A 12,387-nucleotide genomic window follows, 5' to 3' on the forward strand; every position below is an offset into this window, starting at 1 on the left:
AGATTAGACATCGGATTGTGTTTGCGCTACAATGGTAAAAAGCTTCTGCTTGCAAAGAGCCCGGGGCCCTACCCGGCCTGTTACGGGCTCCCCAAATGGCGGGAAGATCAGTTTTTCTCGCGCTTGCTTTTGGGGTGATTCGGATATGCCGGGTGGGCAAAAAACGGCTTTGGGAGCCGTTTTTGTCTGTTATCAGGCTCTTGGTAAGAGGGATAGATCAACAAGGAGAGGTGCATCCGCTTGGGCGAACGTTCCGGTAAACGAGAATTACCGCTTCTCCCGTTGCGAGGATTGCTTGTGTATCCGACCATGGTACTCCACCTGGACGTTGGACGGGAAAAGTCCATCCGCGCGCTGGAGCAAGCCATGGTGGACGACAACAAGATTTTGCTTGCAACACAGGAAGAAGTCCACATAGAGGAGCCAGATGCAGAGCAAATCTACAGCATCGGTACCGTTGCGCGTGTCAAACAAATGCTGAAGCTGCCAAACGGCACAATCCGTGTATTGGTGGAAGGGCTGCAACGCGCGAAGATTGAGGAATATCTTCAACAGGAAGATTATTTCGTCGTGTCTATTACATACTTGCAAGAAGAAAAAACGGAGGAAAACGAAGTAGAAGCCTTGATGCGCTCGCTGTTAAACCATTTCGAGCAATACATCAAGCTTTCCAAAAAGGTTTCTCCCGAGACGCTGACATCCGTGACAGACATTGAAGAGCCAGGCCGACTGGCTGACGTGATTGCTTCCCATTTGCCGCTGAAAATGAAGGACAAACAGGAAATTTTGGAGACGGTCAACATCAAGGAGCGACTCGAAATTTTGCTGGATATCTTGAACAACGAGCGCGAGGTTCTGGAGCTGGAGCGCAAGATCGGCAACCGGGTGAAAAAGCAGATGGAGCGCACGCAAAAGGAATACTACTTGCGTGAGCAAATGAAAGCGATCCAGAAAGAACTGGGCGACAAGGACGGCCGTCAGGGAGAAGTGGATGAGCTGCGCTCGCAGTTGGAGAAGTCCGACGCTCCCGAGCGAATCAAGACCAAAATCGAAAAAGAGCTGGAGCGCCTGGAAAAAATGCCGGCGACTTCCGCAGAAGGCTCTGTCATTCGCACGTATATCGACACCCTTTTGGCGCTGCCATGGACGAAAACGACCGAGGACAATCTGGATATCCATCACGCGCAGGAAGTTCTGGACGAGGATCACTACGGACTGGAAAAGCCGAAAGAACGCGTGCTGGAGTATTTGGCTGTGCAAAAGCTGGTCAATTCCATGCGCGGGCCGATTCTCTGTCTGGTTGGACCTCCGGGGGTAGGGAAAACTTCCCTCGCCCGTTCGATCGCACGTGCACTGGAGCGCAACTTCGTGCGGATTTCGCTCGGAGGCGTGCGCGATGAAGCGGAAATTCGCGGTCATCGCCGCACGTATGTAGGTGCTCTGCCAGGGCGGATCATCCAGGGAATGAAGCAGGCTGGCACGATCAATCCGGTCTTTTTGCTCGATGAGATCGACAAGCTGGCATCCGATTTCCGCGGAGATCCTGCTTCCGCGCTTCTCGAAGTGCTGGACCCGAACCAGAACGACAAGTTCAGCGACCACTATATTGAAGAGACGTACGATCTGACGAATGTCATGTTCATCACGACGGCGAACAGTCTCGATACGATTCCGCGTCCGCTTCTCGACCGGATGGAGGTCATCTCGATCTCCGGCTACACCGAGCTGGAAAAGCTCAACATCATGCGCGGGTACTTGCTGCCCAAACAGATGGAGGAGCACGGTCTTGGCAAGGATAAGCTGCAAGTGCACGAAGATGCCATGCTGAAGCTCATCCGCCTGTATACGCGTGAAGCAGGCGTGCGCAACTTGAACCGGGAATCCGCCAATGTATGCCGCAAAGCAGCGAAGCTGATCGTCAGCGGAGAAAAGAAGCGTGTCGTGGTCACGGCCAAAACATTGGAGACGCTGCTCGGAAAACCGCGCTTCCGCTACGGATTGGCAGAGCAAAAAGACCAGATCGGCTCCGTAACAGGTCTTGCCTGGACACAGGCAGGCGGGGATACGTTGAACGTAGAGGTCAGCATTTTGCCTGGAAAAGGCAAGCTCACCCTGACCGGAAAACTCGGCGATGTGATGAAGGAATCGGCGCAGGCTGCGTTTAGCTACATTCGCTCGCGCGCGGACCAGTGGGGAATTGATCCGGCCTTCCATGAGAAGAACGACATTCACATTCACGTTCCAGAAGGCGCGATTCCGAAAGACGGTCCATCCGCAGGGATTACGATGGCGACCGCGCTTGTCTCGGCTCTGACCCAGGTTCCTGTGAAAAAAGAAGTGGGCATGACCGGGGAAATCACGCTCCGCGGCAAAGTGCTGCCGATTGGCGGCCTGAAAGAAAAGTGCATGTCAGCCCATCGCGCTGGCTTGACGACGATTATTTTGCCAAAAGACAACGAGAAAGACATTGAAGATATTCCGGAGAGCGTGCGAAAAGAACTGACTTTTTATCCGGTCGAGCACCTGGATGAAGTATTGCGCCACGCTCTGACCAAACAGCCGACAGCAGGTGACAAAGCATGAAAGTAACATCATCCGAGTTCGTCATCAGCGCTGTCGGACCGAAACAATACCCGGAGGACGGCCTGCACGAGATTGCGCTGGTAGGCCGCTCCAACGTGGGCAAGTCTTCCTTGCTCAACAAAATGATGAACCGCAAAGGGCTTGCCCGCATCAGCTCGCGGCCCGGCAAGACCCAGACGCTGAACTACTTCCGCGTCAATCAGATGCTCTATTTCGTCGATTTCCCCGGCTACGGCTACGCCAAGGTCGCGAAGACGATCAAGGAACAATGGGGAAAAATGATCGAAGGCTACCTGAAAAACCGCGAGCAGCTGCGGTTTGTCATCCAGCTGGTTGACATTCGCCACGCACCGTCCAAGGACGACGTGGCGATGTACGACTGGTGCAAACAGATCGGCATTCCTACAGTGATCGTGGCGACCAAGGGCGACAAAATTGCCCGTGGACGCTGGCTGCAACATACAAAAATCATTCGTCAGACTTTGAACATGCGTGGCGGCGATACGATCATCGTGTTTTCTTCGGAAACAGGACAAGGCAAAGATGAGCTGTGGGGAGAAATCATGCGCCGTCTGCGCGAAAGCAACGAGTCTGCACAGGAAGCGGGAGCAGCAGCTTCGGTTCCGGCAGCGACCTCAAGCGAGTCAGAGTAAGGGAAGAGAAAAAGTCCAAGACCCAATCCGCAACTGGGAAGGGGAGGCATTCTTGTGAGCAAACTGGCTTGCTTTGCCGTACGCGGTGTGATCGAAGGCTTCTACGGAACGCCCTGGACGCATGCAGAGCGGCTGGACATGATTGATTTTTTGCATCGGCACGATTACAATGCCTATTTCTACTCGCCAAAAGACGATCTGTTTTTGCGGGAGCGCTGGATGGAGTCGCACCCGACAGAAGCGATGCGTCAGCTGGACGAACTGATTGACAGCACAAGGCAGCGCCAGATGCAGTTCGTCTACTGTTTAAGCCCCGGCCTTAGCATGGAATATGCGAATCCGGCCCATATCAAGCAGCTTGTTCAAAAATATCGGACGATGTACGACAGAGGCGTCCGGTATTTTTCCTTGTTGTTTGACGACATTCCCATGCACTTGCTGCATGAGCAAGACATTGCGCAGTTCGCTCACCTGGCAGACGCTCACGTGCAAACGGCCAGCCGGGTATGGGAGATGATGCAAGGATGGGGCGAGCCGGTCAGGCTGTTTGTGTGTCCAACCCAGTACAACGGGATTGGCAAAGAGCCGTATATCCAGCATCTCGGCCAGCATTTGTCCGAAGAGATGGATTTGTTCTGGACGGGACGCTTCGTTTGTTCTCCGTACTTGACAGATGGGGATGCTGTACGCTTTGCCGAGTACACGCGCCACAAGCCGTTTTACTGGGACAACTACCCGGTGAACGATCTGGCTATGGCAAACGAGCTGCACATTGGCCCTTTGCGCCATCGCGACCCCGACTTGTGGCAACACGCCTCGGGTTATGTGGCGAATGCGATGTCGCTGCCGGAGTGTTCCAAGATTCCGTTGATGACGACGGCTGCGTATTTGCGCGATCCGTACGGCTACGATCCGCACATCGCCTGGAAACAGGCGGTGGCAGAAGTAGCGGGTGATGCCGATGCCGATGCTTTTTTCGCGTTTGCCGATAATGTGCAAAGCTCGTTTTTGTGTGAAGTCGAGTCGCCGCGTCTGCTCGAAGCGTTTCTGTCCTTTCGCTTTCAGTTTTTGCAGGGGGATCGGAACAAAGCAGTCTCTGAGCTGAACTTGCTTTTCCGCGAGATGGAGCAGACCGCCCACCAGCTGCTGGGAGGAATGAGCAACTACAAGCTCGCGAAGGAAGCGCGGCCGTGGATTGAAAAATACCGCCATTGGGCAAAAGTGGGGCAATCGGCTGTCGCCTTGATCGACCACGGAACGAGCGGTCGAGTGCCGCATGCGGCTTTCCACCTGATGCGGCTGCGGCAGTGGCTCAAGCGGACGGAGCGATTGCCGCAAAAAGTGTGCGGGCAAGTCATGCAGCTGTTTGTCGATGCCATTTTGCAGGAAGTGAAAAAAAGCTCCTGACGCGCGATCCAGGCGTGTCGGAGCTTGTTGGCCGCAAGCGGTCAGAGCCAATTTCATGGAAAAAGGTTCCTTTTCCAGCGGGGAGAAGGAACCTTTTTTCTGTCATTTTTGCCACTCAGTCAGGCCGATTCGCGGCCTGCTTTTGTTTTGTCTTTTCGCTCGCGAGCTTGCTGGAGCCATTGGGCGATCGGCAGCTCTGCCAGGATCATTCCGGTAAAAATCATCAAGCAGCCAGTCAGCTGGCGTCCGTTCAATACTTCATGAATGAAGATGTACGAAGTAAGGGCGGCAAACACAGGCTCAAGGGCGAAAATGAGTGCCACTCGCGTCGAGCTGGTTTGCTTTTGCAAAGCCGTCTGGGCCAAAAAGGCAAGCGCGGTCGCAAAGATCGACGTGACGATCAGGCCCATTGCCACTTCGGGGATGAACAAGATCGCCGGATCAAACGCACGGCTCCAGTCTTCGAAGAAAAAAGCGTAGAGCCAACTCATGACCGCGACGGTGCCCAACTGAACGATGGCGAGCGGCAAGGCCGAGAAGCGGGGCGCGTACTTTCCGGTAAAAACGATCTGCATGGCGAAGCAAATCGCACAGCCGAACACGAGCGCATCACCCAGGTTGAACGAAAACTCCTGATTTTGGGTCAGCAAATACAAGCCTGCTGCTGCGAGAATCACGCCAATGACGGCGACAACCTTGATTCTGTCGCGCAAAAGCAAAAAAGAGAACAGCGGCACGAGCACGACAGACAAGCCTGTAATAAATCCGGCTTTGGAAGGCGTCGTGTAAAGCAGGCCGACTGTTTGCAGAGCGTAGCCAAGACAGAGCCAGAAGCCGAGAATGATGCCAGCGCGAATGATCGGACCGCGGAACTCGGTAAGCTGGCGACGATTGCGAATCAATAGAATGACGAGCAAAAACAGAGCGGCTACTGTGAAGCGCACAGCATTGAACGTGTTGGGGGGCAGTGAGGCGATCGCCTGCTGTACGATTAAAAATGTGGTTCCCCAGACCAAAGCGATAAGAAGCAGCGTTATGTCTGCCATCCATGGTTTTCTCAATGCTTCTTTTCTCTCCTCCCGGCTTGTTTACGAAATTTTATATTTATAGACGTATAGCCAGCATCATACGGTATCGGCAATGGGATTTCAAGCGGATTTATGCGCCATTTGTCGCTTTTTGCCGCGGTTTGCACCCTAGCGATTCGACTCTATGAGCGCCCAAAAGTGCGTTCAGTTAATAAACTTTTCACAATTACTCATGTCCGTTTACGGGCATAATGTTATAATAATAGTGCATTTTACATATGGCGTATGCAAGTATGTCATTCTGGGAGGACATTATGGATATTCTTTTGCTGGGCTTAAATTATAAAACGGCACCTGTCGAAGTTCGCGAAAAGTTTACATTCAGCGATGATGGGACTGTGCGCGCTCTTCATCTTCTCTCCCAGACGAAGAGTATTGCAGAATGTGTCATCTTGGGGACATGCAACCGTACGGAAATTTACGTCGTTTGCGATCAGGCGAATATCGGCCGGGACTATTCGCGTCGTTTTTTGGCGGAATGGTTCGGTGTGGAAAAAGAACGATTCAAGGATCACCTCTATATAAAAGAGAACGAACAGGCAATCGACCATCTGTTTAGAGTGTCTGCTGGTCTTGATTCGATGGTGATGGGAGAGACGCAAATTCTCGGTCAGGTGCGCGATGCCTTTTTGATGGCGCAAGAGCTGAAAACGACGGGAACCGTGTTCAACACGCTGTTCAAGCAAGCGATTACGTTCGCGAAGCGTGCCCATACGGAGACGGCTATCGGACAAAACGCCGTTTCGGTCAGCTATGCGGCGGTTGAACTGGGCAAAAAAATATTCGGCTCTTTCGCCGGGAAGTCCGTCCTGATTGTCGGAGCGGGCAAAATGAGCGAGCTGACTGCCAAACATTTGCACGCCAACGGTTCCGAACGCGTCACGGTAGCAAACCGCACGCTGGAGAGAGCGCAGCTTTTGGCGGAAAAATTCAAAGGGGATTCCTGTACGATGGAGCAGTTGCCTGAGGCGCTGCTCACCGCAGACATCGTCATCAGCTCGACGGGAGCGACCGGGTACGTCCTCGGCAAGCAAGATTTGGCGCCGATCATGAAGCAGCGGAAGCACCGCCCGCTGTTCATGGTGGATATTGCGGTTCCCCGTGACCTGAACCCTGATCTGCACGATCTGGATAACGTCTTTTTGTACGATATCGATGATCTGGAAGGCATCGTCGCAAGCAACGTCGCAGAGCGCTCGCGGGAAGCGGAGCGACTGGAGGCTATGATCGAAGAGGAAATCATGGCGTTTACCGCCTGGTACCAGACGCTCGGAGTAGCGCCGCTGATCGCTGCCCTGCGTGAAAAAACGCTCACCATTCAAGGCGAAGCGATGCGCAAGATTGAAAACAAGCTGCCAAACTTGACGGAGCGCGAGATGCACATCATCCGCAAGACGACAAAAGGGATCGTCAATCAGCTAATGCATGATCCGGTTGTCCGTCTGAAGGAGATGGCAGCTACCAAATCCGGAGAAGAAGTGCTGGACATTTTCACCAAGATGTTTGCTCTGGAAGAAATCCTGGAACGCAAAGAGCAGGAGGCGATCTGGGCAGACGATAAAACAAAACAACCAGCAGCTCGTGAAAAGGTATTGGCTTCCCGCCTGCCGGACTAACAACCTTCTTTGCAAAAACGATACTGCCATCGATAGAAACCGATAGGGAAAGAGGGGAGAGAGTGCATGGCCGAGGTGAGATGGATCTACGACCTGACGATCTTTCTCTACGCTGCAAGTGTTCTCTTCTATTTTAACGACTTCTTGCAAAGCAACCGGAAAGTCAATCGTTTGGCTTTCGGGTTGCTTATTGTCGTTTGGGCCTTGCAAACCGCTTTTTTTGTGTCGCAAACGGTGATGAAAGCTTATTTTCCTGTCATTACACTGTTTGAGACGCTGTTTTTTTACTCATGGGTGCTGGTAAGTCTGTCGCTTGCCATTCACTATTTTTTTCGCATTGATTTACTGGTTTTTTTTACAAATATCATCGGATTTGTCGTCCTGGTCATGTCGATGTTTTTGCCAGAGACGCCCATCGTCGCTGTATCCAGTGTGCTGACCTCTGAGCTTCTGTTGACACATGTGACGCTGGCGATGTTCAGCTACGGAGCTTTCTCGCTGTCGATGATCTTTTCAGCGATGTACCTGTTGCAGCATAAGATGCTCAAGGAGCGCCGCTGGACTCCGCTTTTGCGCAGATTGCCCAGTCTCGATCAATTGGAGGGCTACGCTTACCGGATGAATATGCTCGGTGTGCCGATGCTGCTGCTCTCGATTGTGCTGGGGATCATTTGGGGAAAAATGGTACTGCCGGAGAAATTTTTGCTGGATTCCAAAGTCGTGCTCTCTTTGCTCGTCTTGGCCAGCTATTCGTTCTGGCTGTACAAGCGATTTCGCGATACGATGCAAATGCGCAGGATGGCGCAATGGAACGTCTTGGCGTTTTTGCTTTTGCTCATCAATTTCTTAGGAATCACGACATCTACATTTCACAGCTGGTGGTAGCGGCTGTTCATCAAGGAGGCTGTCATGGGAAAATGGAAAGTGGGTACGCGGCGCAGCAAGCTGGCGCTCACCCAGACGAAGTGGGTTGTAGCGAAACTGCAGGAAATCGCGCCGGAAGCTGATTTTGAACTGCATGAGATTGTGACAAAAGGCGACCGGATTCTCGATGTTACTCTGTCCAAGGTGGGCGGAAAAGGCTTGTTCGTCAAAGAAATCGAACAGTCTTTGTACGACAAGGAAACGGATTTGGCGGTGCACAGCTTGAAAGACATGCCAGCCGAATTGCCGGAAGGACTCGTGATCGGGGCGATTCCGAAGCGCGTTGACCCGCGGGACGTCCTGCTTTCCCTGGATGGAAAAACGCTTGATGAGCTGCGGGAGGGGGCGCTGGTCGGAACCAGCAGTCTGCGCCGCAGTGCGCAAATTCTCGCGCATCGCCCGGACATTCAGATCGAGTCGCTGCGTGGAAACATTGATACGCGCATCCGCAAGCTGGAAGAAGGCAACTTTGATGCGATCATTTTGGCGGCAGCGGGTCTGGAGCGCGTCCAGTATGCGGGAAACATTTCGCAATATTTGCCCGTGGAAATCAGCCTGCCAGCTGTCGGACAGGGTGCGCTCGCCATCGAATGCCGCGCGGATGATGAAGAGACGCTGGCCCTGTTGAAACAGCTTGATGATGAGCCTACGCGTCTGGCTGTTACAGCCGAGCGCAGCTTCCTGCACAAGCTGCAAGGCGGCTGTCAAGTTCCGATCGGGGCGTATGCGACCGTGGATGAGGCGAAGCAGATCACTTTGACAGGCATGGTCGGCTCGCCGGATGGAAAACAGCTGTTCAAAAACACGGCGACAGGCACGGATGCGCTGGCGCTCGGCGTTCAGGTGGCGGAAGCGCTGCTCGCGCAAGGAGCGGGCGAGGTGCTCGCACAAGTTTTGCGGGAGAACCAGGAATGACAGCCGTCGGATCGCGCGGGCCGCTGACAGGCAAGCAGATCATGGTGACGCGCGCCAAAAGCCAGGTTCAGGAACTGGTGGACAAAATCGAACATTTGGGCGGAGAGGCTTATGCCTTTCCGCTTCTGAAAATGATCCCGCCTGCGGACAATGCGAGGCTGGATGAAGCCATCGCCGAGTTGTCCAGCTATGAGTGGGTCATTTTTACGAGTGTCAATGGCGTGCGGTTTTTTCTGGATCGGATGCAGCAGCTGGAAGTCGGTCTTCAAGCATTCGCAGGGAGGATTGCCGCAGTCGGTCCCAAGACGGCTCAGGCTCTGACCAGCCACGGTCTTGAGGTTGCCGTGATCCCTTCCGACTACGTAGCCGAGGGATTGCTCGCCAGTTTGCACGAACAGCTGCGTCCTGGCCAGCGTGTTTTGCTGCCGCGAGCGGACATTGCCCGCAAAGCGCTGCCAGCCGAATTGCAAGAACGAGGGCTTGCGGTGACAGAGGTGGACGTTTATCATACGGTCATCGACGCATCGCTTGCGCCGGAAGCGGCAAAAGAGTTGCAGCAAGGCCGCATTGATGTCATCTTGTTTACCAGCTCGTCTACCGTGACTCACTTCATCCAGGCGATGTCGCCTTATGCGACCCCAGGCTGGCTCGATCAGGTGCGGATCGCCTGCATCGGTCCGATCACAGCTGATACAGCCAGACAGAACGGGCTTGTTGTCGATGTGGTCGCGAGCGAGTACACGGTGGATGGACTGTTAGAAGCTTTACTAGAGAATCTGGGAGGGAATTGACATGGCACTTACATTTGACCGTCATCGCCGTCTGCGCCAAAGCGCGGCTATGCGCAATCTGGTACGAGAAAATCACATTCACCTGGAAGATCTGATTTATCCTTTGTTTGTCGTGGAAGGAACCGGCATCAAAAATGAAATTGCTTCGATGCCAGGCGTGTACCAGTTCTCTCTGGATGTTTTGGCGGAAGAAATGAAAGAGATTGTGGCGCTGGGAATCCAGTCCGTGCTGATGTTCGGGGTGCCGGAGCACAAAGACGCTTGCGGGACAGAGGCGTACAACGACGATGCGGTTACGCAGCAAGCCATCCGTCAGATCAAGGAAGCCCACCCGGAAATGATCGTGATTGCCGATACGTGCCTGTGTGAGTACACGGACCACGGTCATTGCGGCGTCATTCACAATGGCGAAGTCGTCAACGACGAGACGCTTGAACTTTTGGCAAAAACAGCGGTCTCCCAGGCAAAAGCGGGCGCTGACATCATCGCTCCGTCCAACATGATGGACGGATTTGTCGTTGCGATCCGCGAAGCTTTGGATGAAGCAGGCTTTTCCCATATTCCGATCATGTCCTACGCAGTGAAATACGCTTCCGCCTTCTACGGCCCATTCCGCGATGCCGCTGGTTCGACACCGCAATTCGGCGATCGCAAAAGCTACCAGATGGACGCGGCAAACGCACGGGAAGGACTGCGAGAAGCGGCTTCTGATGTAAAAGAAGGGGCAGACTTTTTGATCGTGAAGCCAGGTCTGGCTTTCATGGACATGGTGCTGCGCCTGCGCGAGAACTTCAACCTGCCGATCGTCGCCTACAACGTGAGTGCCGAATACTCCATGGTCAAAGCGGCAGCCCTCAACGGCTGGATTGATGAAGAGCGCATCGTAATGGAGGCGCTGCTTGGCTTCAAACGGGCTGGCGCAGACTTGATTATTACGTATCATGCCAAAGATGTAGCAAAATGGCTGGCGAGGTGAGCAAAAGATGATGAGAGAAAAATCGACTCAGTTGTTTGCAGAAGCACAGCATTACATACCTGGTGGAGTGAACAGCCCGGTGCGGGCGTTCAAGAGTGTGGGCGGCAATCCTGTCTACATTGAAAAAGGGGAAGGCTCCCGCATTTTTGATGTGGACGGCAACAGCTACATCGACTATATCGGCTCGTGGGGACCGCTGATTCTCGGTCATGCGCATCCGCGCGTGCTGGCGGCGATTACGGAAGTCGCTGCGCTCGGAACCAGCTTCGGTGCTCCGACAGAGCGCGAAACCGAGATGGCGAAGCTCGTATGTGAGCTGGTTCCATCCGTGGAAGTTGTGCGCATGGTCAACTCGGGCACAGAAGCGACGATGAGCGCTCTGCGTCTCGCCCGCGGCTACACGAAGCGCAACAAAATCATGAAGTTCGAAGGCTGTTACCACGGCCATGCCGACAGTCTGCTGATCAAAGCCGGTTCTGGCGTAGCGACGCTCGGTTTGCCGGATAGTCCGGGCGTGCCAGAAGGAACCGCTGTGAATACAATCACAGTGCCATACAACGATTTGGACAGCGTCAAGCTCGCTTTCGAGCATTTTGGCGACGATCTGGCTGCGGTCATTGTCGAGCCAATCGGAGGCAACATGGGCGTAGTGCCGCCACAGCCCGGTTTTTTGGAGGGGCTGCGTGAAATCACCAAGCAATACGGCGCGTTGCTCATTTTCGATGAAGTCATGACAGGCTTCCGTGTAGCGCTTGGCGGCGCTCAACAACTGTACGGCATCACGCCTGACCTGACCACGATGGGCAAAGTCATCGGCGGCGGTCTTCCGGTGGGAGCGTACGGCGGCAAACGGGAAATCATGCAGCAGATTGCCCCGGCAGGACCGATCTATCAGGCGGGAACGCTGTCCGGCAACCCGCTGGCGATGGCGGCAGGCTTGACTACCTTGCAAGAGCTGAGCAAGCCAGGTGCTTACGAGTATTTGGAAAAGCTGTCTGCGCGACTGGGTGAGGGACTGGCAGAAAATGCTCGCAAGCTGGGTATCCCGCACACGCTCAACCGGGTTGGCTCCATGGTATGCCTGTTCTTTACCGATACGCCAGTCATCAACTACGAGACGGCGAAAACAGCTGATTTGGAACGCTTCTCGGCTTACTTCAGCTATTTGCTGGAAGAAGGCGTCATGATCCCGCCGTCCCAGTTTGAAGGGATGTTCGTTTCCTTGGCACATACGGAAGAGGACATTGAACGGACGATTGAAGCGAGCTACCGCGCTATGAAAAAGGCGCTGGAAGCTGAATAAACAAGAGAGCGACACCTTCTGTAACTGCGCAGGAGGTGTTTTTTAGTTTTTTTGTAAAGATCGGCTGGAAGAAGCAGGATATTGCCATAACGGATGAGAATACGAGGGGAGCAAAAAAGAGCGAGGTGGAG

General features: G+C 53.8%; 10 protein-coding genes. 9 read left to right on the forward strand and 1 reads right to left on the reverse strand.

All coding sequences use genetic code 11. From position 1 onward, the window contains the following. Nucleotides 1–240: 240 nt before the first annotated feature. Genes lon through NST23_RS08940 form a run of 3 tightly spaced genes read left to right on the forward strand, consistent with a single transcriptional unit; the run spans nt 241 to nt 4,643 of the window. A complete protein-coding gene (gene lon / locus NST23_RS08930) occupies nt 241–2,583 on the forward strand; it encodes an endopeptidase La (RefSeq protein ID WP_122964264.1) in 2,343 nt (780 codons plus the stop codon). Beyond that, nucleotides 2,580–3,236 carry a ribosome biogenesis GTP-binding protein YihA/YsxC gene (gene yihA / locus NST23_RS08935; RefSeq protein ID WP_122964263.1) on the forward strand — a complete coding sequence of 219 codons (657 nt, stop codon included), beginning with the start codon at nt 2,580–2,582 and terminating at the stop codon, nt 3,234–3,236. The genes lon and yihA overlap by 4 nt, the downstream gene beginning before the upstream one ends. Nucleotides 3,237–3,290: 54 nt before the next feature. Next, nucleotides 3,291–4,643, forward strand: coding sequence for a protein O-GlcNAcase (locus NST23_RS08940; protein ID WP_173597486.1), 1,353 nt, complete (start codon nt 3,291–3,293; stop codon nt 4,641–4,643). A 119-nt stretch (nt 4,644–4,762) separates the two neighbouring features. On the opposite strand, the gene NST23_RS08945 is transcribed toward NST23_RS08940, so the two are convergent. Next, nucleotides 4,763–5,704 carry a DMT family transporter gene (locus NST23_RS08945; protein ID WP_328139424.1) on the reverse strand — a complete coding sequence of 314 codons (942 nt, stop codon included), beginning with the start codon at nt 5,702–5,704 and terminating at the stop codon, nt 4,763–4,765. Between the two features lie 281 nt (nt 5,705–5,985). On the opposite strand from NST23_RS08945, the gene hemA reads away from it, so the two are divergent. The 6 genes from hemA (at nt 5,986) to hemL (ending at nt 12,256) form a co-directional block, all read left to right on the forward strand. After that, nucleotides 5,986–7,347 (forward strand): glutamyl-tRNA reductase, encoded by a 1,362-nt coding sequence (gene hemA, locus NST23_RS08950; RefSeq protein WP_173597485.1) that lies wholly within the window; start codon nt 5,986–5,988, stop codon nt 7,345–7,347. A gap of 66 nt (nt 7,348–7,413) precedes the next feature. Further along, entirely contained in the window at nt 7,414–8,232 is an 819-nt protein-coding gene (locus NST23_RS08955) for a cytochrome C assembly family protein (RefSeq protein ID WP_063230139.1), read from the forward strand. A 24-nt stretch (nt 8,233–8,256) separates the two neighbouring features. Continuing rightward, nucleotides 8,257–9,186 carry a hydroxymethylbilane synthase gene (gene hemC / locus NST23_RS08960; protein WP_122964259.1) on the forward strand — a complete coding sequence of 310 codons (930 nt, stop codon included), beginning with the start codon at nt 8,257–8,259 and terminating at the stop codon, nt 9,184–9,186. Beyond that, nucleotides 9,183–9,977 (forward strand): uroporphyrinogen-III synthase, encoded by a 795-nt coding sequence (locus tag NST23_RS08965; RefSeq protein WP_122964258.1) that lies wholly within the window; start codon nt 9,183–9,185, stop codon nt 9,975–9,977. The genes hemC and NST23_RS08965 overlap by 4 nt, the downstream gene beginning before the upstream one ends. Before the next feature lies 1 nt (nt 9,978). Continuing rightward, on the forward strand, nt 9,979–10,953 hold the full coding sequence (gene hemB / locus NST23_RS08970) for a porphobilinogen synthase (RefSeq protein WP_063230142.1): 975 nt from the start codon (nt 9,979–9,981) through the stop codon (nt 10,951–10,953). 7 nt (nt 10,954–10,960) lie between these two features. Next, a complete protein-coding gene (gene hemL, locus NST23_RS08975) occupies nt 10,961–12,256 on the forward strand; it encodes a glutamate-1-semialdehyde 2,1-aminomutase (RefSeq protein WP_281869102.1) in 1,296 nt (431 codons plus the stop codon). Nucleotides 12,257–12,387 lie beyond the last annotated feature (131 nt).

The organism is Brevibacillus sp. FSL K6-0770 (assembly GCF_038000275.1).
Classification (GTDB): Bacteria; Bacillota; Bacilli; order Brevibacillales; family Brevibacillaceae; genus Brevibacillus; species Brevibacillus parabrevis.

Excerpts from the sequence above, each read along its gene's own strand:
- yihA (WP_122964263.1), top strand. The coding sequence starts at position 2,580 with ATGAAAGTAACATCATCCGAGTTCGTCATCAGCGCTGTCGGACCGAAA.
- hemA (WP_173597485.1), top strand. The coding sequence starts at position 5,986 with ATGGATATTCTTTTGCTGGGCTTAAATTATAAAACGGCACCTGTCGAA.
- NST23_RS08955 (WP_063230139.1), top strand. The coding sequence starts at position 7,414 with ATGGCCGAGGTGAGATGGATCTACGACCTGACGATCTTTCTCTACGCT.
- hemC (WP_122964259.1), top strand. The coding sequence starts at position 8,257 with ATGGGAAAATGGAAAGTGGGTACGCGGCGCAGCAAGCTGGCGCTCACC.
- NST23_RS08965 (WP_122964258.1), top strand. The coding sequence starts at position 9,183 with ATGACAGCCGTCGGATCGCGCGGGCCGCTGACAGGCAAGCAGATCATG.
- hemB (WP_063230142.1), top strand. The coding sequence starts at position 9,979 with ATGGCACTTACATTTGACCGTCATCGCCGTCTGCGCCAAAGCGCGGCT.
- hemL (WP_281869102.1), top strand. The coding sequence starts at position 10,961 with ATGATGAGAGAAAAATCGACTCAGTTGTTTGCAGAAGCACAGCATTAC.